The following is a 26,796-nucleotide window of genomic DNA, read 5'->3' as shown; positions in this document are numbered from 1 at the left end:
TGAGCGGTCCCGCTGAGTAAACCGCCAGCAAGACTCTCTGGTTTTTACATCGCCGCGGCTACCAACCGTCAATCAACGAGCGCTGTAAGGTTTCACTACGCCACTCAGCCCTGAGATCCCTTTCAACTCGCTGACTGCCGCCTGCATCTTCGCTTTTGATGCATCCGGTCCCACGTAGATCCGGGTGATTTGCCCCTGGACTGGCGTGGAAGGCACCGTGAAAGCACGGTAACCCGACAGACGTAACTGCGCGACAATTTCACTTGCCCTGGCGGCATTTTTCAACGCCCCCAGTTGCACCACATAAGCCTGACCAACTGGCGCACGCTCCTGCGGAACAGGCTGCGTTTGCTGCGGTTCTGTCGGCTGAATCTGCGGTTTTTCACTCGGTTTCGGTTTCTGCGCCACCGTCGGTTTAGGTTTTTCTACCGGCTTCGTTTTCTCAACCTGAGTTTGCTGCTGATCCGACCTGGACGGTTGCATCGGCGGCGGCGACACAACCGTTGGGCGGTTCGTCGACTGCGGCGCAGTTGAACCGCTCTCCGCCTGTGAGGTGTTATCGTTGCTGTACCCTTCCACTGCCGTACCAGCGCCTTCCGGCGGCTGAGCCGGCAGTGATTGTGTTACCGGCGGCACCATATCCGTCTCCTGCTGATCACCCGGTTTCGGCACCAGCGGGATCGCCGCGAACTCTTCTTTGTAATGTTTTTTCTTACCGTCCAGCAAACCTGGCAGAATAATGACGCCCAATGCCACAATAATGACGGTCCCGACTAAACGGTTTTGAAACTTACTTGCCACTGCCGCTCTCCGTTTCCATCGTTTCCATTACCTGTGCAACGGTGTGGAACGAACCACACACCAACACAATATCTTGCGCCAACGCCTGCTGACGAGCACAGTTAAACGCCCCGGCCACACTGGGGAAGGCCCTGGCCTCAGACAAATGCGTCATGAGTTGCTCTGCGCTGGCACCACGTGGACCATCCAGCGGCGCGCAGTACCAGTAATCAACCTGCGTCGCCAGGCAAGCCAGCGTTCCGGCAATATCTTTGTCATGCAACATCCCCACTACCGCATGTACTTTGCCCGTTTTCGGCAACGTGCTCAGTTGGTCGGCAAGATAAGCCGCCGCATGAGGATTATGCGCCACATCCAGAATAATTCGGGGAACCTGCGAGACCGTTTGAAAACGGCCCGGTAAAATCGCTTTATCCAGCCAGGCGTAAATAACCGAGGCATCCACCGTCAGGGGAGAGACTCTCAGCGCAGCCAGCGCAGTTGCCGCATTAGGCAGAGGTACTTGCGGCAGTGGCAACCCATTCAAAGCGCCCTGCGCATCACTGAATGACCAGTCGTTCTCACCCACGGTAAAAGACCAGTCGCGCCCACGCCGTAGCAAGTTTGCTCCCAGTGTATCAGCCACTGTGGCAATGCTTGCCGGCATCTCCGGTTCCCCCACTACGGCGGGTTTTCCCCGACGGAATATCCCGGCTTTTTCGCGACCAATACTTTCACGATCCGGCCCCAGCCAGTCGGTATGATCCAACGCGATACTGGTAATGACGGCGATATCCGCGTCCACAATATTGCTGGCGTCCAGGCGCCCCCCCAACCCAACTTCAAGGATAACCACATCCAGTTCCGCGCGTTTAAACAGCCACAGCGCAGAAAGCGTACTGTACTCGAAGTAAGTCAGAGAGGTATCACCACGCCCTGCTTCAATATCAGCAAACGAGGCGGTGTGTTCGGATTCCGCCAGTTCTTCACCCTGAATGCGCACCCGTTCGGTGTAACGTAACAGATGCGGAGAACTGTAGACCCCAACCCGGTATCCCGCTGCCAGCAGCAATGTTTCAAGCGTCCGACAGGTCGTTCCTTTGCCATTGGTCCCGGCGACGGTGAATACCACTGGAGCAGGCGTTAACAGATTGAGCTGTGTCGCCACACGCTGAACGCGAGCCAGCCCAAGTTCGATAGCTTGAGTATGAAGATTCTCAAGATAATGAAGCCACGCAGCCAAAGGCGACGTGGCTTGAGGAAGATTATCCATTAGTCCCGTTCATAACATTACGGTTCATTGGTAAAAGGGGCTATTCACCCCTTCCATCATCAGTCAGGCTCATGGCTGGGGTGCATCGTCAGCCACCATCTCAGTCACGCTGTCTTCGCGCGGTGCCGGCAAATTCATCATCTTCGCCAGGATACTCGCCAGTTTGAAACGCATTACCGGACGGCGCACAATCATATCAATCGCACCCTTCTCGATCAGGAATTCACTGCGTTGGAAACCGGGCGGCAACTTCTCACGCACCGTCTGTTCAATAACGCGCGGTCCGGCAAAACCAATCAACGCTTTTGGCTCAGCGATATTCAGATCGCCCAGCATCGCGAAGCTGGCGGAAACCCCGCCCATTGTCGGATCAGTCAACACGGAAATATACGGCAGACCACGCTCCTGCATTTTCGCCAACGCCGCGCTGGTTTTGGCCATCTGCATCAGCGACATCAGCGCTTCCTGCATACGGGCACCCCCGGAAGCAGAAAAACAGATCATTGGGCAATGATCTCCCAACGCCTGCTCGACTGCACGGACAAAACGCGCGCCAACCACCGATCCCATGGAGCCCCCCATAAAGGAAAACTCAAATGCCGCCGCGACAACGGGCATGCCATACAGCGTACCTTTCATCACGATCAGCGCATCTTTCTCATTGGTCTCTTTCTGAGCCGCCACCAGACGATCTTTATATTTTTTTGAATCCCGGAACTTGAGCACATCCTTTGGCTCCAGCTCACTACCCAGCTCAACCAGCGATCCTTCGTCCAGTAAGCTATGCAAACGCTCACGACCATGCATACGCATGTGGTGATCGCATTTCGGGCAAACTTCCAGGTTGCGTTCCAGCTCGGCGCGATACAGAACCTGCCCGCAGCTGTCGCATTTGGTCCAGACACCTTCCGGGATACTGGCTTTGCGCGAAGGAGTGATAGTGCTCTTGTTGAGAATTCGTTCAATCCAGCTCATTGATGACTCTATATGTGATTAATCATTTTAAATCAACGAGTTAACGCCAATTTTGGTATAACATTTAGACGGTATTACACCACATAATACGACAATTCGCTACATATTCATCAATGAGTTACCACACCACTTCGAACGATAAATCAGGTCAACGCCGACCTTTCCAAATCTGTCCCAGACCTATCCCACGCTCTTTTTAGGGTTACTGAACCGCCCGATGCGGTGGGAAAAATCTCGTCACCGGGCGTCAGCTTAGCGAGGTGTTATTGCGATTTCGTCTGTCGAGCCCCACGACGATGGCGCAGAACTTCCACTACGCCCGGCAGGGCCGATACCACCAGGATCGCAATAATCAGATAATGTATGTTCCGCTGTACTACAGGCAGGTTGCCGAAGAAGTAACCGGCATATGAGAACAACAGCACCCAAATCAGGCCGCCCGCCACATTGAACAACGCAAAATGTCGATAGGACATTTTACCCATACCAGCAACAAACGGCGCGAAGGTACGAACAATCGGCACGAAGCGCGCCAGGATAATCGTTTTCCCACCGTGACGCTCGAAAAATTGATGTGTTTTATCGAGGTAGCTGCGACGAAAAACCTTCGAGTTTGGGTTACTGAACAATTTATCGCCAAATAACCGGCCAATAGTATAGTTAACCGCATCACCAACGATAGCCGCTACCGCCATCAGTAGCACAATGATGTGTACATTCAGCGCACTATCCGGAACTGCCGCCAGAGCACCGGCCACAAACAACAGCGAGTCACCCGGCAGGAACGGCATAATAACCAACCCAGTTTCGCAAAACAGGATAAGAAACAAAATGGCATAAATCCAGACGCCGTACTGCGCAACCATCGCTTGCAAATGGACATCAATGTGCAGAATAAAATCAATGACGATATGAATCAGTTCCATAGCAGTTTCCTTGATACTCCAGGTCAGATTTAATCCGCGAGGAACAGTGGACCCATCGGCGGACGTGGTAAATCAAAATGTTCAGGATAATCGACGGCGACCAGATAAAGCCCTTCAGCTTTGGCTGTCGCTGCGGCCAGCGTGCGATCTTTCGCTGCCAGCAGCTCTGCCATCCAGCTTTCCTGCTGATTTCCACAGCCTATTTCCATCAGACTGCCGACAATATTGCGCACCATATGATGGACAAACGCGTTAGCTTTGATATCCACCACCACGTAAGCACCAAAGCGGCTGACATTCAGGTGCATCACATTGCGCCAGGGAGAGCGTGACTGACATTGCACCGCCCGGAACGACGTGAAGTCATTTTCGCCTAACAGAACCTGTCCAGCGCGTTGCATTTTTTCCACATCCAGAGGATGGTAAAAGTGCGTGACGCCATGGTGCAGGACTGCCGGACGCAAGCGACTGTTATAGATGACATAGCGGTAACGTCGCGCCGTGGCGCTAAACCGGGCATGAAAATCATCAGGAACAGATTTAACCCAACGTACCGCAATATCATCCGGCAGATTAGCATTCACGCCCAGCGTCCAGGCGGCATCCTTACGCTGCGCGGTGGTGTCAAAATGCACTACCTGCCCGGTACTGTGCACGCCAGCATCCGTGCGTCCAGCACAAAACACGTTAACCGGATGGTTGGCCACACTGGCAAGCGCCTGTTCAAGTTTTTCCTGCACCGATCGTACTTCCTGCTGCCGCTGCCAGCCATAGTAGCGACTGCCATCATATTCAATGCCCAGCGCCAGCTTGATGGCCTGCTGCGGCAAGACTGCTTCGGACATCAGTAAAAATACTCCTGCACCAGCTTCTCAGCGGTTTTCACCGCCATCAACGCGCCGCCAAAACACACGTTGTCAGCCACCGACCAGAACTGCAGCATCTCCGGTACGCCATAATCGTTGCGCACACACCCCAGGCTGAGCTGCACGTTGCCGGAGGCATCCCCCACCTGAGTCGGATAGTCATCTTCATCAGACAGAGCAATATCGTCTGCCTGCATCAGTACTTCTCGCGCTTCTTCTGCCGACATCGGGCGCAAGTTTTCGATATGCACAATTTGCGCATTGCCATAGAAAACCGGTGCCTGAACGGTTGTCACCGAGATCGGCAAACCTGCGTCCTGCAACACTTTGCGCACCTGGTCGATTAAACGGCGCTCCTGCAACACGCTACCTTCAGCATCGGCCAATAACGGCAGCATGTTGAAGGCCAGCTGACGACCAAAATATGTCTCTTCAGCCGGTAAACCGTTCAGCAAACGAGCACTCTCGCCCGCCAGTGAATCTACGGCTGCCTTACCGTGAGCCGAGGCGGCGATCAGGCTGGTCACCTGCAAGCGCCCAAGACCGGCCTGATCAACCAGCGGCTTGATAGCACACAGTAACTGGCTGGTCATGCTGTCCGCCACACTGATGATATTGCGGTTACGGTAATCGGCCAGCACCTGTGGATTCACATCCGGCACCACCAGCGGCACATCCGGTTCCAGCGCGAATAAATCGCTGCTATCAATCACCAGGCAACCCGCGTTTGCCGCCTCATCGGCATAACGCGCGGAGGCTTCTCGTCCTGCGACAAAAAATGCCAACTGCGCCTGAGACCAGTCAAAATCGCTGGCATCGTTAACCAGCAACGTTTTACCGGCAAAGCGCAAATTTTCGCCCGCGCTGCGTTCGCTCGCCAGCAAATACAGCTCACCAACCGGGAACTGGCGTTCCGCCAGCAGTTCCAGTACCGCCCCCCCTACGGCGCCTGTCGCGCCCAATAGCGCAATGTTCCAGCCGTCAGACATGTTGGTTTACTCCAGACAATGACACAAAAACATAAGGCGGTGACAACACCGCCCAGAAAATAAGATTATTTCTAATACCTTATAGCAACCTTAACAAGCTGCCAGACTCACGTCAGGAAGCGGGCTGGAAACGCGCCTTAAAGCCAAGTTCCGCCAGCAGAGTCGCCGTTTGCTCCGAATCACAGATTACGTGTAGCGAAGACCATTCACGACGTTCCTGATAATGCTTACGTAACCGATCGAACTCGCCCGCTATCGCGGCTACTTTACGCAGCAGCGCATCATCGCGGCGCACATCATACACCAGATGAACCAGTCTTTTTAGCGTTGACTGATCCAACTTACCGTGGAGGGTCACGCTAGCGAATTCCGGCGTTGGCAGCAACGTATCAAGCGCAATATGCTCCGGCTTACCAAGAAATGTCGTCCAGGCTTCATAGACCTGAGTGGTACCACGCGCTTTGCCTTCCAGCGTATAACCCGCGATATGCGCGGTCGCAATATCCACTTTGTCCAGTAGCGGCAGAGACAGCTCCGGCTCGGGTTCCCAAACGTCCAGCACCACACTCAGATCGCGGCGTTTCTCCAGTACCTTTAACAAAGCGGCATTATCCACTACCGGCCCACGGCAGGCGTTAATCAAAATCGTGCCAGGCTTAAGCGCCATCAGTAACGCTTCATCGGCCAAATGCAGGGTTTTATATTCACCCTGTTTAAATAACGGCGTGTGGAAAGTGAGAATATCAGCCTCGTTCACCAGAGTGGACAATGGCAGGAAATCGCCCTCATCTCCCCGATCAGCGCGAGGCGGATCACACAACAATGTACGAATGCCCAGCGCCGCCAGGCGGGCCTGCAACCGCCTCCCCACATTGCCAACCCCGACAATGCCGACCGTACGGTCTTGTAGCAGGAAACCATCGCGCTCCGCCAGTAGCAGCAAAGCCGAGAAAACATATTCCACTACCGCAATCGCATTACATCCCGGCGCGGCAGAAAAGGTAATCCCCTGTTCCTGCAAAAATGCCTCATCGATATGATCGGTCCCGGCGGTGGCTGTGCCGACAAACTTCACGGGTTTACCGCTCAGTAACTCAGCGTTGACCTTAGTGACCGAACGTACCATCAGCCCATCAGCATCATTCAGTTCGGCCTGCGGCACCGGACGTCCTGGTACAGCAACCACGTTACCCGTGTGGCTAAATAACTCACGGGCGTACGGCATATTTTCATCAACGAGGATCTTGAGCACTTTTTTTACTTCCATAAAAATCAATTCCCCATACCCGTAGCGGCTGCCTTACAACAGTCTGGAATATATGTAAAAGCATTATAATACATACACATAACCTTATCAGTATTATGGGCGATGATGCAAACAGGCCATTTCTCACACCGCCCAAATAAGCCATTATAAACCGATCAAAATCATTACCATGTGGTCACTGTGTGGACAGTTAGCCCTCCCCCCAGCGGATTAAACGCTACTGCATCCTGAAGATAATCAGGCGCAAAATGCGCGTAAGCCATGGTCTGCTGGATGATGGCGTGGCCAAGTATCCTCTGTAACGCGATAATGTTCCCACCGTTCATCGCAAAATGACTCGCGAATGTATGACGCAGCACGTGTGCAGCCTGCCCTTTCGGCAAATCAGGTTTAACCCTCTTCAGGATCAGGCAAAATTCCCGGTACTTAACATCAAACAGGGTGCCGCTCTCTCTTGTCTTGATGGCATCAGAGACAACCTGAGAAATCGGGACTGTGCGTTTTTTCCCATTTTTAGTTTCCAGGAATGTCACGCAGTTATGTACCACCTACCTGCTCACCCCTTAGTGTACTACCCTCACTCCGCCGTGTACCGGTGCTGAGACAGAGGGTGATGCCTTCGATTAGTAGAACATGTATTTTTCGATAAAGGCACCGATGACTTTTTCATGAAGCTCAACAGAGCGTGAGGAGCAGAGGGTTCTGCGAGCCAGCCTTTTGATTCGGGTTCTCAGTGTCAGGTTGTTACGCTCAATACGCTGAGTGAAAATCTTGCCGGTCAGAGGCTTATCCTTCGGCACTTCTCTGGCATAACTGCCCCCGTTGTCGCGGGTCATCATGCCGATGTTAAAAGGAGCGAGCAACGCAAGCAGTTCACGGCACGTTTCATCGGTTCGTGGGCCAAAGGTGTAAGCCAGAACACCGCCTGTTTTTGTATTGTATGCATCCCAGAGCCAGTGCTGTCGGGCCTTGCTGCCAACAACGCTCCATTGTTCATCCAGCTCGCCGATAAGGGCGACATCGGCATGAGCGGCTGGCGAAGATGTCACCTGTTTCGGTGCGAGTTTTTTAATGCGCGTATGACGGTGTTGATACCGACTTTCAGTTCCGTAGCTGACTATCCCTATAAGCACCTTTTCATTCATGAAATGAGCCACGTATGGCAACGTGAAAGAGGCATGAAGTTATCGCGAGAGGTTTAATCAGTTTTGCTGTCAGCTATCGCTACAGGCTGGATGGCCGGCCTTTAAGGCGCTATCCAATGGAACAACAGGCCCAAATTATTGCAGACCATTTTATATTGAAAAATTACGGTTATGCATTTATGGATAACTCTCAGAAGAAGAGGCGATATTACATTGGATGGTGACCTGAGCGAAGCAGTGATCAAACAAAAGTACAATGAAACAATGCGCTACTTTCCATGGGGATGATGATGAAGAATAAAACTAAAAAAAATTCTCTTTTATTGATTACCTCAATTTTTTTTCTGACTGGATGCCCAGGTTCAGGTGACCGATTAAAAGCAGACGAAACAACAACGGTTAGTAAGGTTGGGGAAAACATATGCTTCAGAGTTCCAGATGCTGGTAATTCCCAGCCCTCACTGATCTCAATAAATCCCAGAGGTACACCTCCACAGCCGTTGTCAGTAAAAGACTCACCTGATCTGACCATAGACCGTGGTAATTTGTGCATTCCGCCCGGATTTTATCGATTCCCCGATAATGGGCAATACATTGTACAATATATACTCGAAGAACCCGGTAAACAGGGGTCACAAAGAAGCGTTGTAACGGGGATTAAATTCTCGGGCGGGCATGTTGAAAACATCCCACTTACCGATAGCGAAATAACGCGCTAAGTTGAATTGCAGAAAATGTCACTCAAAGAAGTGTTCTTTTTTTGCCATCAAAAACACTGCAGGTTTATGCCTGAACCAGCTCGAAATGGCCATTTGATATGCCCTGACAAAAGAAAGCCCCGCAAACATTGCGGGGCTTTTTGTTCGAAGCGTGGTCAACTCGTGGATACAGGAAGAAATAAGTCCTTTTATTTCAGATGATTATTAAATACCAAAAAAACATCAACGAGGATTTTCACAATCAGGCTCCTGCATTATCACGGTGAGGGCCTATACTGCCACAATTCGCCTGAAGCGATAATCGTGTGATGCTGTCAATCACTGGGCCGGATTGTTATTATAATGAATCACACTTTTCCGGCGCTCCGGATTTTGCCCCATGAGTTAAGGATTTCGCCATGCAACCTCTTAGTGGCCCCGGTGCACCCATCCCCAGCGATCATACCGTGAACAATACCACCCCGTCCCCTCAGAGCGCTCAGCCGCTGTCCCCCACCCAGCGCACTACGCTGGAAAGGCTGATGGTTAAAATCATGTCGCTTAGCACCCTGAAGTCTGCTGAACTGTGGGCGGGTTTACGTCACGAAGTCGGGGTGAAAAATGACGCGGGTCTTTTATCGCACCATTTTCCTGCCGCTGAGCAGTTTCTTAACACCCGGTTGTCGCAGGTACAAAACACCCATGCCAGCCGGCAGTTATTCCAGCAACTGAGCGATCTGCTGCCACAAGGGAATAATCGTCAGGCGGTCAGTGATTTTATTCGCCAACAGTTTGGTCTTACCGTGCTCAGTTCGCTGAATCCCGACCAGATGCGTCAGGTGCTGACCATGTTGCAAAATGGTCAAATAGCGATCCCGCAGCCGCAGCAAAGTCACATCACCGACCGTACGCTGTTGCCTGCTGAGCATCATACGCTGAATCAGCAGGTTGCTAAGCTGGCCGCCGCAACCGGTGAACAGCCAGCCAGATTGTGGTTCTCGGTACTCAAAATAGTCAACCTGCACAATGGTGATCCGATCCCATCACGGTTGTTCCCTCTGCTGACCCAGTATTTACAAGCCAGCCAGACGCTGAGCCAGCACACGACACTAACACTGCCGATGCTGCTTTCTTTGCTAAAAGTACCGCCGGATAACGTTGAGCAGAAAATGCTGGAAGACGCCAGCCAACAGCGTTTCCACCTGGCTACGCAAGCGGTTCTGACTTCCGTCCAGGCTCAGGACCTGCTCAACCTGCTCTTCACCCGTCGTGCCGCAAGATTACGCGAGCCCCCGCTGACCGCTGACGAAATCAATCCGCTGCCGCCTGTTGCCTCACGGTTTGACTATGCGTCGACATTGCTGCGACCACTGACCACCCACCCGCTGCTCACCACATTGGCTGTATTCATCCTGCTCGCCTTACTGCTATGGTGCTGGCTTTGAGATTCAGCAATGACAATCGTTCAGCCCCCTCTGCATCGGCCATTCGCCCGTTTCTGTCCCCTGAGCCACCGGATGATGGTCGCGCAGCCAGAAATCCAGCCCGCCAATCAATTCCTTCACCCGGAAGCCCGCACTGGCCAGTTTCCATGCTCCTTTGGTGGAGCCGTTACAGCCAATGCCATCACAGTAAGTGACATAGACTTTTTCTTTATCCAGCACCGACAGTGTTTCAGTTGTCATGCGGCGATGCGGGAAACTGATCGCGCCACAAATGTGCCCGGTCTGATACTGCGCTTCCGAACGGGTATCGATCACCACGATCTCCGTAACGCCATTCGCCAAATCCTGCGCCAGATCCCAGGCATCAGTGTAATGGGCCAGCTTGTCCAGCAACCCGGCAGCACTTTGTGTGGCGGAAGGCGGCGGAAATTGTAAAACAGCGGAAACAGTCATCAATGAACTCCTTTGAGTAATGTATCACCTGATGATACGGTGAAATGGCCTTAACCATGATACCCATTTCATCTGGATGATAAGACCATTATGCCGCTGACTACCGTTCCCCTGCTCTCTCTTTTTGCCGCACAGCAGGCTCAGACCTTGCGGGATAAATTGTGCGCTACATTACGCCAGTTGATTGCTCATGGTACGCTGCAAAAGGGCGAGCGCCTTCCCTCTTCTCGCCTGTTGGCCACAGATTTATCACTATCCCGGGTGACGGTGGAAGCGGCTTATGCACAGCTCGAAAGCGAAGGATATTTATTACGTAAAATCGGCAAAGGCACCTTTGTGGCAATCGCTCTGCCAGCCGATCGCCGGGTAAAGAAAATACCCCGGACTTCGTTCCCCATACTCTCATCCCGTGGACAACAGATTGTTGCTACCGGAGGTTGTCAGGACCCGTTCTTTCCACAGGCTTTTGCCGCTGGTTCGCCAGATTTACGGGCTTTTCCTCATGACATATGGCGTCGCCTGCTCAGTCAACGCCTGCGCCATTCAACGGAAAAACTCATGGGGTATGGCGATCCGCAGGGATTAGCAGAATTACGGGCAGCAGTAGCTCGCTATCTCGGTCAGTCACGTGGCTTACGCTGCGATGCCGCACAAGTGATCATCCTCACCAGTTCCCAACAGGCGCTACAAATGCTGGCAACGCTGCTGTGCGACCCGGGCTTTCCGATCTGGCTTGAAGAACCGGGTTATCCTGGCGCCCGCAATGCCTTTATTCATGCCGGAGCCCAGGTTATCAGTATTCCGTTGGATTCTCAGGGCGCGATGTTACCCAGCCATCCCGCCCCCAGACTGGTCTATCTCACACCTTCGCATCAATATCCCACTGGGGTCACCATGAGCCTGGAGCGCCGCCTGCAATGGCTGGCATTTGCCAGCCATCAGAACTGCTGGATTATCGAAGACGATTATGACAGTGAGTTTTATTATGACGATCAGCCGATGCCGGCATTACAGGGGCTGGATCAGGATGAACGGGTACTGTACGTGGGGACCTTTTCCAAAGTCCTGTTCCCTTCTCTACGGCTGGCTTATCTGGTGGTGCCGCCTTCGCTGGTTGATGCCTGCTGTCGGTTACGCAGTGTGATGGACGGTCACAATGCACAACTGATGCAGGCGGTCACCGCAGACTTTATTAACCATGGTCACTTCCAGGCTCATTTGCGGCTGATGCGAAAACTCTATGCCAGCCGACGCCATCTGCTGCTGCGTGAACTGCATCGCCAACTGGGCACCCCACTGTTGCCATTAAGCCACAGTTGCGGTCTGCAACTCACCGTGACATTGCCGCAAGGAGGCGAAGAGCGGTTAACCAATGAGGCGCGGAAGAACGGATTAATCCTGCCTCGGTTATCGCCTCTGTATACTGGTGAAACACCACAACAAGGCTGGTTATTGGGATTCTCCGCCCTGCAACGGGCAGAGATTATTCAGGCCGTGGATAAACTGGCTCGCCTGCATTACTGATTTCTGGCGAAATTCAGTGTGACCACGATCCCCAACACCGCGCATACCGCGCCAGCAAGATAAACAGAGCCATAGCCAAGCGAGGTCGCCAGAATTCCCGTTAACGGACCAGTAACGCCGTATGCGACATCCTGAAAAGCTGAGAATCCGCCAAGTGCCGTGCCACGCACCTGCGGTTCAACCCGCTTCACCACTTCCACGCCCAGTGCCGGGAACACCAACGAGCACCCGGCGCCGGTCACGGCTGCGCCGATCAGCGCCACCCAGCCGTGAGTCGCCAGTCCCACCAGTAACAATCCTGTCGTCTGGATCGCCAGCGAAAACAGCGCCACTCGTATCCCGCCCAGGCGATCAGGCATCCAGCCAAAGAAAATGCGCATCAGTACAAAGGCCAGCCCAAAAGCCGTCAACGTGTAACCGGCATTTTCCCAGTGCTGATTGGCGAAATAAAGCGTGGTAAAGGTTCCTATAACCGCAAAACCGGTTCCCTGTAGAGCCAGAGCGCAACCTGGGGCCAGGATCTGCTTAACCACTTTCCACAGTGAAGGCCGCTCGCCACCGTGCGGCGGCACCGCCTTCACCCAAAAGTTAAACAACAGCGCCAACGCCGGGAGCACAATGGTGGCGATCCCCAGCCCCATAAATCCCCAGAGGTTATGCAGCAACAGACCCAATGGCGCGCCAGCGGCCAGCGCGCCGTAAATCGCCATGCCGTTCCACGACATCACCTGGCCGGATCGCTTAGGGCCGACCAACCCCATGCCCCAGGTCAGATTTCCGGTCAGCAATTGACTTTCACCAAATCCCAACAGCAAACGACCAGCCACCAGCAACAAAAATTTAGCCATCACCGGCAACGGTAATTCCGCAGACGCCACATAGGCGAACCCGACCAGCGCGAAGGCCAGCATTCCCTGTAATGTCGAACGCTTCGCCCCGCGCTGATCGGCCAGTTTGCCCGCATATCCTCGCGTCAGCAGCGTGGCAAAAAACTGCACGCCTACCGCCACGCCCACCATGACGTTATTCAGTCCCAGTTCCTGGTGAACAAACAACGGGATCACCGGCAACGCAAGGCCCGCCGTCAGATAAGTTAAAAATACGGCAAAACAAATACTGGCCAGTGAGAGAGTCGTCTGCGCGGGCCGGTCTTGTGTGATTGAAGACATGAGTCACGTTGCTCCTTGTTATAACGTAAGGGCCGTCGGACAGACGCACCCATACACGCCCGTTGTACCACAACAGGCAGGGTGCGTTGGTTAACGTTAAACGCTTACGCAACATCGTGACGATGCTGAAGGGAAATATTACTGAAATAAGTCTGGCGGAAAGTGAACCGAGCGTCAATCACACTCCCACCTGGAGCGCACACAAAATCACAACCGCTCACCACAGACTCAGCAACAACTTAAGGCAACATTCCACTGCGGAACAGGCTGTTAAATAAAAACGCCCACCGCAGTTAATGGCCGTGGGCGTTAACATTCCAGCCCCCCCCCAGGGGAGCGGGGTTAAAGGTAATTACAGCTTACGCATCACCAGCGTGGCGTTGGTACCGCCAAAACCAAAGCTGTTGGACATCACCGTTTTCAACTGCTGTTGGGTAGGTTTAGTAATAATGTTCAAACCTTCCGCCGCCGGGTCCAACTCGTCAATGTTGATGCTTGGCGCGATAAAGCCATGCTCCAGCATCAGCAGAGAGTAAATCGCTTCCTGTACGCCCGCCGCGCCGAGAGAGTGACCGGTCATGGCTTTGGTGGCGGACATCGCCGGTGTACTGCCGCTGAACACTTCGCGGATTGCCCCCAGCTCTTTCACATCGCCTACCGGCGTCGAGGTACCATGCGTGTTCACATAGTCGATTGGGGTATCAACACCCTGCATAGCCTGGCGCATACAACGCATCGCGCCTTCGCCTGACGGGGCAACCATATCTGCGCCATCCGACGTCGCGCCATACCCCACCACTTCAGCATAAATATGCGCACCACGCGCCAGCGCATGCTCCAGCTCTTCAACCACCACCATACCGCCGCCGCCCGCGATAACGAAACCATCACGGCTGGTATCATAGGTACGTGACGCTTTTTCTGGTGTTTCATTGTATTTAGTGGACAGTGCGCCCATCGCGTCAAACTCACAGGACATTTCCCAGCACAGTTCTTCACCACCGCCGGCAAAGACCAGATCCTGTTTACCCAGTTGAATTTGCTCCACAGCGTTGCCGATACAGTGCGCAGAAGTGGCACAAGCGGAACTGATGGAATAGTTCACACCGTGAATTTTGAACGGTGTCGCCAGACACGCGGAAACACCGGAGGCCATGGCTTTGGTCACCATATAGGGGCCAACGCCACGCAGGCCTTTAGCCCGCATACCATCTACGCTTGCCGCCTGGTTGAATGGCGAACCGCCGCCGGAACCGGCAATCAACCCTACACGTGGATTGTTCTGATACTGCTCAGCGCTCAGTCCGGCGTCTTTTACCGCTTCCAGCATAGAAATATAGGCATAAATGGACGCCTCGCTCATAAAACGCAAAACTTTGCGATCAATGAGGCTGGAGATCTCGTCTTTAGACAGTTTGACGTTGCCCCAGACGTGACTACGCATGCCGGAATCTTTCAGCTCCTGAGAAAAGGTAATGCCGGAGCGCCCTTCACGCAGCGACGCGAGGACTTCCTCTTGGTTATTACCAATGCTGGAAACGATACCCAGGCCAGTAATCACTGCACGTTTCATTCAATACCTCTTTCACTGCTCATATTTAGGATTCGACAGGCACTTTAGCTTACAGTTGTAAGCCGAACAAGTCCGATCAGCGGTTAACTTTTGTAAATTTGCGTGGGCTCACTCACACCGTTACAATCGCGGCATCGCCTGATAACTGAGCTTTTACCGTGAAAATCACCTCCATCGAACATGCTGAACTGAGCTGGAATGAACAGGGTACACCTGTATCCCGAGAGTTTGGCGACGTCTATTTCTCCAATGAAAATGGCCTGGAAGAGACGCGTTATGTGTTCCTTGACGGTAATCATTTACCCGCACGGTTTAACACGCATCCCCGCGAATTATTTATCACTGCGGAGACCGGTTTTGGTACCGGCCTGAATTTTTTAACGCTCTGGCAGGCTTTTGATGCTTTTCTGTCAGCACACCCCGATGCCAGGCTACAGCGTTTACACTTTATCAGCTGTGAGAAATTTCCGTTAAATGTGAGTGATCTGGCTCATGCCCATGCCCGCTGGCCGGAACTGGAGAACTATGCTGCCGCGCTGCGTAAACAGTGGCCAGTTCCCCTGCCTGGCTGTCATCGCCTGCTGTTGGATGGTGGGCGCGTGACGCTCGACCTGTGGTTTGGCGATATTAACCAGCTCATTCACACCTTTGATGACAGTCTGTATCGACAGGTCGATGCCTGGTTTCTTGATGGCTTTGCGCCAGCAAAAAATCCGGAAATGTGGACGCCGGAACTGTTCACCTGTATGGCGAAAATGGCCCGCACCGGCGGTACGCTGGCAACGTTCACTTCTGCCGGTGTGGTGCGTCGGGGCTTGCAGGAAGCCGGTTTTACGATAAGTAAACGCAAAGGGTTTGGCCCGAAACGCGAGATGCTTTTCGGCGTATTTGAACAATCTGACGAAATCCCCGTACAGGCGCCGTGGTATTCACGCCCTTCTGCCGCGGGAGATGATATCGCTATTATCGGTGGCGGGATCGCCAGCGCGCTGTTGTCACTCGCCCTGTTGCGTCGGGGCAAAAAAGTCACCCTTTACTGTGCCGATGACAGGCCTGCGCAGGGGGCTTCCGGCAATCGCCAGGGGGCGTTGTATCCTCTGCTTAACCATCATGATCCCGCACTGGCCCGCTTCTTCCCGGGGGCGTTTACTTTTGCTCGTCGGCTCTATGACCAGCTGCCGGTCAACTTCGATCATGACTGGTGTGGCGTCTTACAACTGGGTTGGGATGAAAAAAGCAGTGACAAAATAAACCAGTTACTGGCCATGCGCCTGCCTGAAGCGATTGCCCGTGGCGTGAACGCTGAAGAAACAGCAATGTTGAGCGGCGTAGTAACTCACTGCGGCGGGATGACCTATCCACTGGGAGGCTGGCTGTCGCCGGAGCAACTGACCCCTGCACTATTCCAACTGGCTGAGCAACAGGGGCTAACGGTGAACTGGCAACACCGACTGACAAACATGACGCCATCCCCGTCAGGCTGGCAACTGCATTTTGCCGCACGCCCGCCACAAAGCCATAAAAACGTGGTGCTGGCGACGGGTCATGCGCTGGCTTCTTTTGCACAAAGTGAGAAACTGCCAGCCTATGCGGTGAGCGGTCAGGTCAGTCACATCCCTTCTACCCCCGCTCTTGGCAAACTAAAGCAAGTGCTGTGCTATGACGGCTATCTCACCCCGGTTAATCCCGCTAATCAGCATCATTGCATTGGTGCCAGCTATCACCGCGCCGACAGCTCAACAGCCTGGCGTGAAGATGATCAGCGTGAAAATCGTCAGCGGTTGATTCGTTGCCTGCCTGATGCCGACTGGGCGCAGGAAGTGGATGTCAGTGCAGGAAGCGCCCGTTGCGGCGTGCGCTGTGCAACACGTGATCATCTGCCGATGATCGGTCCGCTGCCCGACTATCAGCAAACTCTTGCACAATATGCCAGCCTGGCGACTCAGCGAGAACAAGCCGTTGCAGCGCCGGTGCATCAAGGTCTGTTCGTGCTGGGAGCGCTGGGTTCCAGAGGATTGTGCAGCGGCCCGCTGGCGGCGGAAGTCCTGGCGGCGGAACTGTGCGACGAGCCGATCCCTCTGGACAGGGATACCCTGGCCGCCACCCACCCTAATCGCTACTGGGTGCGGAAATTGTTGAAAGGGAAAGCGGTGAAGTCAGTTTCCTGACTCAGACGCTCATCAGGCTGATTTACGCGCCTGCAGAAACAGGTTATCCCACATCCCGATCACCAGTGCCTGGTCACGAGGAGAAAGCTCCCCAGCCTGGATAGCATTCTGCAAACTATTCTGCACCTGAATTTGCAACGCTTCCGGCGTGTGCTCGCCAGATTGTTCGATCTCGGCCACCGCCAGCGTCAAATGTCCACGCAGATACCCACTGGCGAACAGCTCGTCATCACTGGCGCTGTCCACCATGCCATCGATCAGAGCCAGGATACGCGCTTCAAATTCATCGATCATAAAATTCCTTATCCGTTCCCCGGTTCACAGATCTTCCGGCCAGGGAAACTGTGCCTCCGTCAGCGGAGGGGTTGAGTAGTACTTACCCAGTTCAGCGATAAAACGAGCCGGCCGGGCAGGAATGCCCTTTTCCAACTGCCTGACAACCTGAGCATGGACTTTACGCTGGAACGCAATGCGATCAGGCTCAAAATCCCCATCGAGATTGTCACAACTTACATTGAAGGGAAACCCGGCAGCAACACAAAACATCCATTCCAGCGCCTGCGGCTTCACTTCCACCGCCTCAAACTGGCTCTGAGTCAGGGCATCACGCCCGTCCGGACAATACCAGTAACCAAAATCTATCTGTTTACGACGTTCAGCGCCAGCGATGCACCAGTGTGAAATTTCATGCAACGCGCTGGCATAGTAACCGTGTGCAAACACCACACGGTGGTAATTAACATCCTGATCAGCAGGAAGATAGATCGGTTCATCGTCGCCTTTAATCAGGCGGGTCTGATAATCGGCAAAAAAACAGCGATCAAAAATATCAATCAGTTGCTGATAATGGTGTGAAGAACACATGGATTATTCATCTTCTGTAAAATATCGCGCCAAATCCGTGGCGCACCTGGGCTTCTATTAGCCAAAAAGGCGATGGCACCATGCGGCAATGGCCGCTCCGTGGCTGTCATACAACAACCTGGCGCTCATCACGGCTGAAACGATAACCACCATCGGGCGGATCAGCGTCTTCCCCCGGCTTAGCACCATGCGGGCGCCCAGTCTGGCCCCGCAAATAGCGCCCAACAGCATTACCAGACCGGTTCCCCAGACAACCTTACCGCCAAACATAAAGAATATCAGACCGCCGAAGTTGGAGGTGAAGTTAAGAACTTTGGCATGGGCTGTGGATTTCGCCAGGTTATAGCCGCACAGCGTGACAAACGCCAGCGCATAAAACGACCCGGCGCCAGGACCAAAAAAGCCGTCATAAAAACCAACACCGCCACCGGCGATCAGCGCAAAAGGCAGACCATGCAGCCGACGCTGACGATCTTCTTCGCCAATTTTTGGCATCAGTAAGAAATAGAGCCCAATAACGATCAACAGTAGCGGAAGAACCTGGCGCAGCAGACCCGCCTGAAGATGCTGGATCAGGATGGCCCCTGTCACCGCACCGATAAACGTCATAGCAATGTTGAGCCATTGCTCACGCAGGTTGACCGCTTTGCGCCGTACGAAATAGAGACTGGCCGAAAAAGAGCCACCCACCGCCTGCAATTTATTGGTCGCCAGCGCCTGAGCGGGAGAAAGACCGACAAACAACAGTGCGGGAACCGTCAATAATCCGCCGCCGCCAGCAATGGCGTCAATAAACGCCGCCACCATCGCCACCAGAAACAGCAGCCCGACCCACTGCGGGCTGACGACAAACCAATCCATTTTCTTTCAGTTCCTAAAGCCGATGTTCACCCAGTAAAGCCTGGCAGGAAGGCGGTAACGGTGGCGGCTCACGTTTTACCGGGGCAGTTTTGCCTGGTTTTGGCGGCGCAAACCAGCTTTGCAATTCGGCGCCGCAACCATCGCCCGGTGGCGGAGCGGGTTGATCCTGACACTCCAGACTGCCAGGTGGGCAACGCAGACGCACATGCATATGCGCTCGGTGACCAAACCATGGGCGCACCTTGCGTAACCAGCCACGATCGGCGCCAGCATCAGCACAAAGTTGCTTTTTAATCGCCGGATTGACGAAAATGCGTGTCACATCATTATCTTTCGCCGCCAGTTTTATCAGGCTGTCAATTTCAGGCCGCCAGTAACGAGCCACGACATTTTTGCCGTCTGCGGAAACCAAATCCAGTGGTTGCGGCTTAAGCAACATCGCTGACGTCCAGCGCGTTTTCGGCAACTGTAGCCAGATATCCACGTCCAGGCCGGTCTGGTGGCTGGCATGACCGCTGCTGAAGCGGCCGCCTGCCGCCATGCCCATATCGCCGATCAGCACTTCACCCAGTTGTAAATGGTGTACCTGATCGCTAAGACGCTGAATAAACAGGATCAAATCCGGGTGACCGAAGAAACGCCGCTGATCCTGGCGCATCACCTGATAATCCGGCGCTTCCAGGGGTAAAGGATGCGCGCCGATAATACAGCCGTTAGCAAAAGAGCCAATGGACTGCGGCTTACCACTTATCGGCTGGTGGATGGACTGCCACGGTGTGGCGGCCAGCGCTGAGGTGCTGATCAATAGCGCACCCAGCGCCATCAGTATTTTTTTCATGACATCACCAGCGAGGAATATCCGTATGAACGTCAGCGTTCTGGGCCCGCTGGCGCAGTAAATGATCCATCAATACGATAGCCATCATCGCTTCCGCGATCGGCACCGCGCGGATCCCCACGCAGGGATCGTGACGGCCTTTAGTGATCATCTCAACTTCTTCGCCGAAACGGTTGATGGTTTTACCCGGAACCGTAATGCTGGAGGTGGGTTTCATGGCAATGGTCGCCAGAATGCTCTGTCCGGTACTGATGCCTCCGAGGATGCCACCCGCATGGTTGCTCTGGAAGCCATCAGCACGGATTTCATCACGGTGTTCACTGCCACGTTTGTTAACTACTGCAAAACCATCGCCAATTTCCACACCTTTCACCGCGTTGATGCTCATCAGCGCATGGGCCAGATCAGCATCCAGACGATCAAAGACCGGTTCGCCCAGGCCAACCGGCACCTGTTCGGCCAGCACCGTGACTTTCGCACCGATCGAGTCCCCTTCTTTCTTCAGCGTACGCATCAGTTCATCCAGCGCCTCGATTTTGCTCACATCCGGACAGAAGAACGGGTTCTGTTCAACCTGCTCCCAGTCCTTCAGTTCACAAACCACATCGCCTATCTGTGCCAGATAACCGCGTACTTTAATGCCATATTTCATCTCAAGGTATTTTTTGGCAATCGCGCCAGCGGCCACCCGCATCGCCGTTTCACGCGCGGAAGAGCGCCCGCCGCCACGATAGTCACGCAGGCCATATTTCTGCTCGTAGGTGTAATCCGCGTGTCCGGGACGGAACAGGTCTTTGATCGCACTGTAATCCTGCGAGCGCTGATCGGTATTTTCAATCAGCAGGCCAATACTGGTGCCTGTGGTAACGCCTTCAAACACGCCGGAAAGAATTTTCACCTGATCCGGTTCGCGACGTTGCGTGGTATAACGCGACGTCCCTGGTCGGCGGCGATCAAGATCATGCTGCAAATCAGCTTCCGTCAACGGGATCCCCGGCGGGACACCATCAACAATGCAGCCCAACGCCACACCATGGGATTCACCAAAAGTGGTGACGCGAAAGAGTTGTCCAATTGTATTACCAGCCATGTAATCCTCTGATTTTTAATCTTTATAAATGCGGAAGTGGTGCTGTGCATCAACAATCTGCTGACGAGTCAGCATAAAGACTCCGTCGCCGCCATTGGCAAATTCCAGCCAGGTAAACGGCACGTCAGGATACTGCTCCACCATATGCACCATGCTATTACCCACCTCGCAAATCAGCACCCCATCTTCACTGAGGTAGTCCGGCGCACAGGCAAGAATACGGCGTACCAGTTTCAGACCATCACTGCCCGCAGCCAGGCCCAACACCGGTTCGTGGCGGTATTCACCGGGCAGATCATCCATATCGTCCTCATCCACATAAGGTGGATTGGTGACGATCAGATCATAAGGTGTTTTCGGTAACTCGCGGAACAAGTCAGCACGGATTGGCGTGACATGGTGTTGCATGCCGTGCGCATCAATATTTTGCTCAGCGACCGCCAGCGCATCAGCGGAGATATCCACCACGTCAACTTCAGCAGCAGGGAAAGCATAAGCACAGGCAATGCCGATACAACCACTGCCGGTACACATATCCAGAATAAGCCCGGGCTCATGTGGCAGAATGCCCGCAAAACGTTCGTTGATCAGCTCAGCAATGGGTGATCGGGGCACCAGTACTCGCTCATCGACGTAAAATTCATGGCCGCAGAACCACGCTTTATTGGTCATATAGGCGACAGGGATACGCTCGTTAATACGGCGAATAACCCGCTCGACGATACGGTGGCGCTCACTGGAAGTCAGGCGCGCGGTACGCATATCTTCCGGAATATCCAGCGGCAGATAGAGCGTGGGCAGCACCAACTGAACCGCTTCGTCCCAGGGGTTATCCGTGCCGTGTCCATACCAGAGATCGGCGGCAGCAAAACGGCTAACCGACCAGCGCAGCATATCCTGAATGGTATGCAGCTCGCTGACTGCCTCATCGACGAAAATTTTGTCCAAAGCGCCCTCCACAGGCCAAACTTAACTCGGTCGTTAGTTTGCCATGAAGCTGACGATAATTCAGCGCAGCAGCGTGAAAAAGCTGACATTTGTTTATCTGACAGGAAAAGCCAGGGTAAACTGGATGGCTGATAACTTAAGTCGGTGCCGCAAGGAGAATGAGATGAGTAAAAAAAACCCCTTAAGCGCCGAAGATAAAGCTCTGTTCCGCGGACTGATGAGCGATACCCGCAAGCTGACTCAGGACACCATTGTCCCTAAACCGATACGCAAAAAAATAACGGCTGTGCCGCAAAAGCGCCTGTTGTCTGAACAAATGAACGCCAGCCACTATTTTTCCGATGAATTCCAGCCACTGCTGGCGGACGACGGTCCGGTGCGTTACGTCCGCAGTGACGCCAGCCATTATGAGTTGAAAAAGCTACGCCGTGGTGACTATACGCCCGAGATTTTTCTGGATTTGCATGGCTTAACACAGAAACAGGCGAAAGAGGAACTGGGTGCGCTGATTGCCGCCTGTCGTCGTGAACACATCTTTTGCGCCAGCGTCATGCACGGCCACGGTAAGCATGTGCTGAAGCAACAAACCCCACTGTGGCTGGCACAGCATCCGCTGGTGATGGCTTTTCATCAGGCGCCCAGGTTGTTCGGCGGAGATGCCGCACTGCTGGTACTGATTGAAGTGGAAGAATGGCAACCGCCGGAACTCCCTTAAGAGGGGGGCCGGGAAACCGGCCCGCGCAGAAACTACATCGCTTTAGCCAGCTTTGCAGGACTGATGTGCCATTCAAGCGTACCACTGGCGTTTTCTGCATCATAGTCGATGCAGGCAATGGCGGAAGTGGCAAACATCGGCGGTGCTTCCTGTGGGCAAAGCTCAGAAACCAAATAGCCCACCAGTGGGAGATGGGAAATGACCAGCACCGATTTAACCCCTTCTTTCGCCAATACCTGCAAATAGCAGGCCACCAGCGCAGGGTCGCCGCCCGGCGTCAGCTCCGGCAGAACATCCTGTCCATCCGGCAGCGTCAACGCTTCACGCACCGTTGCCAGCGTTTGCTCAGCCCGCAGATAAGGGCTGACCAACACTCGCTCAATATCGACTGCCTGGCCGTTGAGCCAATTCGCCATCTGGCGTGATTCATCACAGCCGCAATGAGTCAGAGGTCTGACTGAATCACTGGCTGCATCTAAAGCCGCATCGCCGTGACGCATAATGAAAACTTGCATAATGCACCGCTGTTGTTAAACAAAAACGCCAGAAAAAACCGCTTTCCGACTCTTCATTCAGTGAATGAACGTGGTGTTGTACCCCAATGCCTTGAGTATAGTCAACCGATTGTTTACTAAATAACCACTTTCCAGAACAGTACGATATCCCCTTTTGGAAGGATAAAATCTAACCCCCTGAATCATCATGGCTATGATGCTTAGACACTCATTTGTAAAAAGTGTCCTGGGAATGGGCCATCTGTCGCAGGCGCTCACAGGGGATAAAACGATCGCCCTGTGATTGCGTCAACAACGCTAACGTATTCACGACCTGGGCCGCGCCGAGTCGATCCATATAGCGAAACGGCCCCCCCAGAAACGGCGGAAAACCCATGCCAAAGACAGCCGCAATATCACCCTCGCGCGCGGAACTGATCACGCCTTCATCCAGCGTTCTTGCTGCTTCGTTCAACATCATCATCACGCAGCGCTGAATGATATTATCGCTCCCCAGATGACGCGTCGGCGTGATGTTCAGCAACCGGTAGATGCGGGTATCCACCGACTTTTTTCTGCCTGTTTTTTTACGGTCATATAAATAGAAACCCCGACCATTTTTCTTGCCCTTACGGTTATCATTCAGCACTGCATTAAAGGCTTCAGGCGCGCTGAAACGTGCTCCCCAGGCCTTCTCCAGCACGGGCATGATATGCGCGCCGATATCGATACCGATCTCATCCAGCAGTTGGATTGGCCCCACGGGGAAACCAAAATCCAGCAAGGCGGGGTCGATAGTCTCAATGGGTTCCCCCTCCAGCAGGCAGCGCATCGCCTCATTAATATAAGGGGCTAAAATACGATTCACATAGAACCCGGCTTTGTCTGCTACCACCACCGGCGTTTTCCCCAGTTTCTTCACCAGCGCAACTGTAGTGGCAATGGTTTCAGCACTGGTGCGGGTATGAGGGATAACCTCGACCAGCGGCATTTTGTCCACCGGGCTGAAAAAGTGCAGCCCGATAACATTCTGCGGACGTTGGGCATTAGCGGCAATATCGCCAATGGATAACGAAGAAGTATTCGAGGCGAAAATGGTCTGTGCGGAAGTATGAGCTTCCACTTCCGCTATCATTTGTTGCTTGAGTAAGAGATCTTCAAACACCGCTTCGATAATGACATCACGCTGATGAAAACCCTGATAATCCATGCCGCCACTGATCAACGCCATCTGCTGCTGCCTTTGCATCGGCGTCATGCGGCGATGCTGCACATTTTTGCTCAGCAAATCCCAACTGTATTTCAGCGCACGGTTAATGCCTGCCGTGTTGATGTCTTTGATACGCACCGGCAGTTTACCGTAGGTCGCGGTAACAAACGCGATCCCGCCCCCCATCAGTCCACCGCCCAACACACCGACCGTTTTAATCTCCCGCGGTATCGCGCCAGCCCCGAGCGCTTTCTTCATTGCCGTGGTAGCAAAGAAAATGCTGCGCAGCGCAGCAGACTCCGGCGTCATCGCTAACTGTCCGAACGCTTTCGCTTCAGCGGCATAACCCGCGCTATCTCCCCGCTGCAAACCCGTGTTTACCACCGACAGGATTTTTTGTGTGGCGGGATAGTTGCCGCGGGTTTTAGCCTGACTCCGTTTAGTCGCCAGCATAAACAGCAACGTCCGTCCTGCCGACGTATTCAGTAACCGCTCACGCAGCGGCAGAGTTTTGTGTGGATGGTATCCCGCCCGTGCCATCTTTACCGCCGTTTCCAGCAAAATCGACTGTGGTACGGCATCCTCCACCAGACCTATTTTTAACGCCTGCTCAGCCCGTAATGTTTTCCCCGTCAGTAGCATCTCCAACGCACCAGAAACGCCAATCAGACGGGGTAATCGCTGCGTACCGCCAGAACCGGGCAACAGTCCCAGGCGCACTTCCGGCAAGCCCAGACGGGTTTTATCATCCAACGAGCAAACCCGCTGATGGCAGGCCAGCGCCAGTTCCAACCCTCCTCCCAGGCAAGCGCCGTGAATGGCGGCAACCACTGGAACAGAAAGCGCAGCAATCTCTGACATCACTTGCTGGCCCTGGCAGGCAAGTTCTTCTGCTTCCTGGGCTGAAGCACAGGCGTCAATCATAGCGATATCCGCGCCCGCGATAAAAGAGTCCGGCTTGCCGGAAATAATCACCAGCCCGGCCAGGTGTGGATAGCGACGCGCCCCGGCAATCACTTGCCGAATTTGCCCGGCAAACGCAGCCTTCAGCGTATTCATTTTCTCATCAGGCGTATCAACAGTGATCACCCCGACGTTATCCGGCCGCATAGTGAACGTGAATGCCGATTGCAGATCCATCATTCGACCTCCAGCACCATTGCCGCTCCCAAACCACCTGCCGCACAGGCGGTGACCAATCCCAGCCCTCCCCCGCGACGGCGTAGCTCATTGAGTGTCTGAGTGATCATTCGGGCCCCCGTGGCGGCAAAAGGATGACCGTAGGCTATCGAACCGCCCAGTACATTAAATTTCTCTTGATTGATTTCCCCTAACGCGTGACCACGGTTCAGTACCTCGCGGGCAAAACGTGCATCGGCAAATAGCTGCATGTTAGCCAATGTCTGGGCAGCAAACGCCTCATGCATATCAATCAATGCCAGGTCGTTCAGGGTTATTCCAGCGCGATCCAGCGCCAGCGGCGAGGCGAAAGACGGCCCCAGTAACATGTCTTGCCAGACCGATATTGCGGTAAAGGCATAGCTGCGCAGATACCCCAATGGCACAATTCCCAGCGATTTCGCCCGGGACTCGGTCATCAACACCACCACGGCTGCACCATCGGTTAGCGGCGTGCTGTTAGCTGCAGTGACCGTACCGTGTTTACGATCAAAGGCAGGACGCAGTCTGGCGTAATCTTCCAGCCTCGATTGTGGCCGCAGGTTATTGTCCCTTTCCAGCGCGTTGCGCCACGGCGGCACAAAAGCAGTCATCACTTCCCCGGTCAGTCGTCCCTCTTCCCAGGCTCGGGTCGCTCGCTGATGGGAACGATGCGCCAGTGCATCCTGCTGCTCGCGAGTAATACTGTAGCTTTTCGCCATTTGCTCCGCGGTGTCTCCCATCCGTAAACCCGTTGAGTATTCAGCCACGGCAGGCGGTACTGGCAACAAATCACGTGGGCGCAGTTGGCTGAGCAGTTTCATTTTCTGCGAGAAGGTTCTGGCTTTGCTGAGATCGACCAGCACGCGCCCCAGCTTTTTACTGACGCCAATGGGCAAAACAGAGGAAGAATCCGCGCCCCCGGCCATACCGGCCTGAATGGTTCCGGCCAACAAACTTTCCGCCACATTAGCCACCGCCTGAAAGCTGGTCGCACAGGCGCGGCTAACACTATAGGCATCGGTATGCACACTGAGGCCGCTGCCAAGCACGATTTCTCGTGCAATGTTGGGTGCTTCCGGCATTTGCACCACCTGACCAAAGACCAACTGCTCAATCACTTCTGGCGGGATCTCACTGCGGGCCAGGAGTTCACTGACCACCATGCGGCCCAGTTCCACGGCGGGGATCCCCTGCAGATCGGTCGACTGGCGAGCAAAAGGAGTGCGTAAACCATGAGTAATGGCAATACGAGCGCCCTGTCCAGTCTGCAAAGGTAATGCTTTACGCATTCTTATCACCTGTAAAAAATTGGAAAACGGTATCGCGGGCCAAAGAGGTCTGACCTGTTTAATGTTAACCAGATT

24 protein-coding genes and 3 pseudogenes are annotated in these 26,796 nt (G+C 53.9%); 6 read left to right on the top strand and 21 right to left on the bottom strand.

The annotated features are described in order from the left end of the window. Positions 1 to 72: 72 nt before the first annotated feature. From dedD to EH228_RS08305, 9 genes and pseudogenes are all read right to left on the bottom strand, one after another. Positions 73 to 801 carry a cell division protein DedD gene (dedD, locus tag EH228_RS08345; protein WP_152321219.1) on the bottom strand — a complete coding sequence of 243 codons (729 nt, stop codon included), beginning with the start codon at positions 799 to 801 and terminating at the stop codon, positions 73 to 75. Beyond that, positions 791 to 2,053, bottom strand: coding sequence for a bifunctional tetrahydrofolate synthase/dihydrofolate synthase (gene folC, locus EH228_RS08340; RefSeq protein WP_152321218.1), 1,263 nt, complete (start codon positions 2,051 to 2,053; stop codon positions 791 to 793). The genes dedD and folC overlap by 11 nt, the downstream gene beginning before the upstream one ends. Positions 2,054 to 2,122: 69 nt before the next feature. Continuing rightward, a complete protein-coding gene (gene accD, locus EH228_RS08335; RefSeq protein WP_152321217.1) occupies positions 2,123 to 3,028 on the bottom strand; it encodes an acetyl-CoA carboxylase, carboxyltransferase subunit beta in 906 nt (301 codons plus the stop codon). A 263-nt stretch (positions 3,029 to 3,291) separates the two neighbouring features. Beyond that, complete coding sequence (locus tag EH228_RS08330; protein WP_152321216.1) at positions 3,292 to 3,954, bottom strand: DedA family protein; 663 nt, start codon at positions 3,952 to 3,954, stop codon at positions 3,292 to 3,294. Between the two features lie 29 nt (positions 3,955 to 3,983). Beyond that, the gene (gene truA, locus EH228_RS08325; protein ID WP_152321215.1) at positions 3,984 to 4,799 is read right to left on the bottom strand and encodes a tRNA pseudouridine(38-40) synthase TruA; all 816 of its coding nucleotides are present in this window, start codon (positions 4,797 to 4,799) and stop codon (positions 3,984 to 3,986) included. Continuing rightward, entirely contained in the window at positions 4,799 to 5,809 is a 1,011-nt protein-coding gene (locus tag EH228_RS08320) for an aspartate-semialdehyde dehydrogenase (protein ID WP_152321214.1), read from the bottom strand. The genes truA and EH228_RS08320 overlap by 1 nt, the downstream gene beginning before the upstream one ends. A gap of 112 nt (positions 5,810 to 5,921) precedes the next feature. After that, complete coding sequence (pdxB, locus tag EH228_RS08315) at positions 5,922 to 7,076, bottom strand: 4-phosphoerythronate dehydrogenase PdxB (RefSeq protein ID WP_152321213.1); 1,155 nt, start codon at positions 7,074 to 7,076, stop codon at positions 5,922 to 5,924. 164 nt (positions 7,077 to 7,240) lie between these two features. Further along, positions 7,241 to 7,685: pseudogene (locus tag EH228_RS08310) on the bottom strand (tyrosine-type recombinase/integrase); the annotation flags it as partial. Between the two features lie 14 nt (positions 7,686 to 7,699). Then, positions 7,700 to 8,193, bottom strand: a pseudogene (locus tag EH228_RS08305) (IS1 family transposase); the annotation flags it as partial. 7 nt (positions 8,194 to 8,200) lie between these two features. On the opposite strand from EH228_RS08305, the pseudogene EH228_RS20475 reads away from it, so the two are divergent. The 3 genes and pseudogenes from EH228_RS20475 to flk form a co-directional block, all read left to right on the top strand. Next, a pseudogene (locus EH228_RS20475) lies at positions 8,201 to 8,509 on the top strand (type IV secretion protein Rhs); the annotation flags it as partial. A gap of 2 nt (positions 8,510 to 8,511) precedes the next feature. Next, positions 8,512 to 8,940, top strand: a complete 429-nt coding sequence (locus EH228_RS08290; RefSeq protein WP_152321212.1) for a putative T6SS immunity periplasmic lipoprotein — start codon at positions 8,512 to 8,514, stop codon at positions 8,938 to 8,940. Between the two features lie 398 nt (positions 8,941 to 9,338). After that, positions 9,339 to 10,364: a flagella biosynthesis regulator Flk gene (flk, locus tag EH228_RS08285; RefSeq protein ID WP_152321211.1), complete on the top strand. Its 1,026-nt coding sequence runs from the start codon at positions 9,339 to 9,341 to the stop codon at positions 10,362 to 10,364. Positions 10,365 to 10,367: 3 nt separating this feature from the next. Here the strand turns inward: flk and EH228_RS08280 are convergent, their stop codons facing one another. Then, complete coding sequence (locus EH228_RS08280; RefSeq protein WP_193323304.1) at positions 10,368 to 10,820, bottom strand: rhodanese-like domain-containing protein; 453 nt, start codon at positions 10,818 to 10,820, stop codon at positions 10,368 to 10,370. A gap of 87 nt (positions 10,821 to 10,907) precedes the next feature. Between EH228_RS08280 and pdxR the strand changes: the two genes are divergently transcribed. Beyond that, a complete protein-coding gene (pdxR, locus tag EH228_RS08275) occupies positions 10,908 to 12,341 on the top strand; it encodes a MocR-like pyridoxine biosynthesis transcription factor PdxR (RefSeq protein WP_152321209.1) in 1,434 nt (477 codons plus the stop codon). On the opposite strand, the gene EH228_RS08270 is transcribed toward pdxR, so the two are convergent. Next, a complete protein-coding gene (locus tag EH228_RS08270; RefSeq protein ID WP_152321208.1) occupies positions 12,335 to 13,510 on the bottom strand; it encodes an MFS transporter in 1,176 nt (391 codons plus the stop codon). The genes pdxR and EH228_RS08270 overlap by 7 nt on opposite strands. 352 nt (positions 13,511 to 13,862) lie before the next feature. Then, entirely contained in the window at positions 13,863 to 15,083 is a 1,221-nt protein-coding gene (fabB, locus tag EH228_RS08265; RefSeq protein ID WP_152321207.1) for a beta-ketoacyl-ACP synthase I, read from the bottom strand. A 158-nt stretch (positions 15,084 to 15,241) separates the two neighbouring features. On the opposite strand from fabB, the gene mnmC reads away from it, so the two are divergent. Next, positions 15,242 to 17,251, top strand: a complete 2,010-nt coding sequence (gene mnmC, locus EH228_RS08260) for a bifunctional tRNA (5-methylaminomethyl-2-thiouridine)(34)-methyltransferase MnmC2/FAD-dependent 5-carboxymethylaminomethyl-2-thiouridine(34) oxidoreductase MnmC1 (protein ID WP_152321206.1) — start codon at positions 15,242 to 15,244, stop codon at positions 17,249 to 17,251. Between the two features lie 12 nt (positions 17,252 to 17,263). On the opposite strand, the gene EH228_RS08255 is transcribed toward mnmC, so the two are convergent. The 6 genes from EH228_RS08255 to prmB are packed head-to-tail and all read right to left on the bottom strand — an operon-like array spanning position 17,264 to position 21,852. Continuing rightward, on the bottom strand, positions 17,264 to 17,545 hold the full coding sequence (locus tag EH228_RS08255; RefSeq protein WP_152321205.1) for a YfcL family protein: 282 nt from the start codon (positions 17,543 to 17,545) through the stop codon (positions 17,264 to 17,266). A gap of 24 nt (positions 17,546 to 17,569) precedes the next feature. Next, positions 17,570 to 18,115: an elongation factor P hydroxylase gene (locus EH228_RS08250; RefSeq protein WP_152321204.1), complete on the bottom strand. Its 546-nt coding sequence runs from the start codon at positions 18,113 to 18,115 to the stop codon at positions 17,570 to 17,572. Between the two features lie 57 nt (positions 18,116 to 18,172). Beyond that, positions 18,173 to 18,976, bottom strand: coding sequence for a sulfite exporter TauE/SafE family protein (locus tag EH228_RS08245; RefSeq protein ID WP_152321203.1), 804 nt, complete (start codon positions 18,974 to 18,976; stop codon positions 18,173 to 18,175). A 13-nt stretch (positions 18,977 to 18,989) separates the two neighbouring features. Continuing rightward, positions 18,990 to 19,814, bottom strand: a complete 825-nt coding sequence (mepA, locus tag EH228_RS08240) for a penicillin-insensitive murein endopeptidase (protein WP_152321202.1) — start codon at positions 19,812 to 19,814, stop codon at positions 18,990 to 18,992. Between the two features lie 4 nt (positions 19,815 to 19,818). Next, a complete protein-coding gene (gene aroC, locus EH228_RS08235) occupies positions 19,819 to 20,904 on the bottom strand; it encodes a chorismate synthase (RefSeq protein WP_152321201.1) in 1,086 nt (361 codons plus the stop codon). A 15-nt stretch (positions 20,905 to 20,919) separates the two neighbouring features. Next, positions 20,920 to 21,852 carry a 50S ribosomal protein L3 N(5)-glutamine methyltransferase gene (gene prmB, locus EH228_RS08230; RefSeq protein WP_152321200.1) on the bottom strand — a complete coding sequence of 311 codons (933 nt, stop codon included), beginning with the start codon at positions 21,850 to 21,852 and terminating at the stop codon, positions 20,920 to 20,922. Positions 21,853 to 22,015: 163 nt separating this feature from the next. On the opposite strand from prmB, the gene smrB reads away from it, so the two are divergent. Then, positions 22,016 to 22,567 carry an endonuclease SmrB gene (gene smrB, locus EH228_RS08225; RefSeq protein WP_152321199.1) on the top strand — a complete coding sequence of 184 codons (552 nt, stop codon included), beginning with the start codon at positions 22,016 to 22,018 and terminating at the stop codon, positions 22,565 to 22,567. Positions 22,568 to 22,599: 32 nt separating this feature from the next. Here the strand turns inward: smrB and sixA are convergent, their stop codons facing one another. From sixA to fadI, 3 genes are all read right to left on the bottom strand, one after another. After that, positions 22,600 to 23,082 (bottom strand): phosphohistidine phosphatase SixA, encoded by a 483-nt coding sequence (gene sixA / locus EH228_RS08220; protein WP_152321198.1) that lies wholly within the window; start codon positions 23,080 to 23,082, stop codon positions 22,600 to 22,602. A gap of 208 nt (positions 23,083 to 23,290) precedes the next feature. Further along, entirely contained in the window at positions 23,291 to 25,411 is a 2,121-nt protein-coding gene (gene fadJ, locus EH228_RS08215) for a fatty acid oxidation complex subunit alpha FadJ (protein ID WP_152321316.1), read from the bottom strand. Further along, on the bottom strand, positions 25,411 to 26,721 hold the full coding sequence (fadI, locus tag EH228_RS08210) for an acetyl-CoA C-acyltransferase FadI (protein WP_152321197.1): 1,311 nt from the start codon (positions 26,719 to 26,721) through the stop codon (positions 25,411 to 25,413). Before fadI ends, fadJ begins: the two co-directional genes overlap by 1 nt. Positions 26,722 to 26,796 lie beyond the last annotated feature (75 nt).

Source organism: Erwinia endophytica, assembly GCF_009295515.1.
Taxonomy (GTDB): domain Bacteria; phylum Pseudomonadota; class Gammaproteobacteria; order Enterobacterales; family Enterobacteriaceae; genus Erwinia; species Erwinia endophytica.
Note: the sequence above shows the minus strand (reverse complement) of the source record. Positions and strands in the feature narration are given on the sequence as shown.

Excerpts from the sequence above, each read along its gene's own strand:
- accD (WP_152321217.1), bottom strand. The coding sequence starts at position 3,028 with ATGAGCTGGATTGAACGAATTCTCAACAAGAGCACTATCACTCCTTCG.
- aroC (WP_152321201.1), bottom strand. The coding sequence starts at position 20,904 with ATGGCTGGTAATACAATTGGACAACTCTTTCGCGTCACCACTTTTGGT.
- EH228_RS08250 (WP_152321204.1), bottom strand. The coding sequence starts at position 18,115 with ATGTGTTCTTCACACCATTATCAGCAACTGATTGATATTTTTGATCGC.
- smrB (WP_152321199.1), top strand. The coding sequence starts at position 22,016 with ATGAGTAAAAAAAACCCCTTAAGCGCCGAAGATAAAGCTCTGTTCCGC.
- EH228_RS08245 (WP_152321203.1), bottom strand. The coding sequence starts at position 18,976 with ATGGATTGGTTTGTCGTCAGCCCGCAGTGGGTCGGGCTGCTGTTTCTG.
- EH228_RS08270 (WP_152321208.1), bottom strand. The coding sequence starts at position 13,510 with ATGTCTTCAATCACACAAGACCGGCCCGCGCAGACGACTCTCTCACTG.
- pdxB (WP_152321213.1), bottom strand. The coding sequence starts at position 7,076 with ATGGAAGTAAAAAAAGTGCTCAAGATCCTCGTTGATGAAAATATGCCG.
- mepA (WP_152321202.1), bottom strand. The coding sequence starts at position 19,814 with ATGAAAAAAATACTGATGGCGCTGGGTGCGCTATTGATCAGCACCTCA.
- EH228_RS08330 (WP_152321216.1), bottom strand. The coding sequence starts at position 3,954 with ATGGAACTGATTCATATCGTCATTGATTTTATTCTGCACATTGATGTC.
- fabB (WP_152321207.1), bottom strand. The coding sequence starts at position 15,083 with ATGAAACGTGCAGTGATTACTGGCCTGGGTATCGTTTCCAGCATTGGT.
- folC (WP_152321218.1), bottom strand. The coding sequence starts at position 2,053 with ATGGATAATCTTCCTCAAGCCACGTCGCCTTTGGCTGCGTGGCTTCAT.
- sixA (WP_152321198.1), bottom strand. The coding sequence starts at position 23,082 with ATGCAAGTTTTCATTATGCGTCACGGCGATGCGGCTTTAGATGCAGCC.
- pdxR (WP_152321209.1), top strand. The coding sequence starts at position 10,908 with ATGCCGCTGACTACCGTTCCCCTGCTCTCTCTTTTTGCCGCACAGCAG.
- flk (WP_152321211.1), top strand. The coding sequence starts at position 9,339 with ATGCAACCTCTTAGTGGCCCCGGTGCACCCATCCCCAGCGATCATACC.
- EH228_RS08290 (WP_152321212.1), top strand. The coding sequence starts at position 8,512 with ATGAAGAATAAAACTAAAAAAAATTCTCTTTTATTGATTACCTCAATT.
- fadI (WP_152321197.1), bottom strand. The coding sequence starts at position 26,721 with ATGCGTAAAGCATTACCTTTGCAGACTGGACAGGGCGCTCGTATTGCC.
- EH228_RS08320 (WP_152321214.1), bottom strand. The coding sequence starts at position 5,809 with ATGTCTGACGGCTGGAACATTGCGCTATTGGGCGCGACAGGCGCCGTA.
- fadJ (WP_152321316.1), bottom strand. The coding sequence starts at position 25,411 with ATGGATCTGCAATCGGCATTCACGTTCACTATGCGGCCGGATAACGTC.
- truA (WP_152321215.1), bottom strand. The coding sequence starts at position 4,799 with ATGTCCGAAGCAGTCTTGCCGCAGCAGGCCATCAAGCTGGCGCTGGGC.
- EH228_RS08255 (WP_152321205.1), bottom strand. The coding sequence starts at position 17,545 with ATGATCGATGAATTTGAAGCGCGTATCCTGGCTCTGATCGATGGCATG.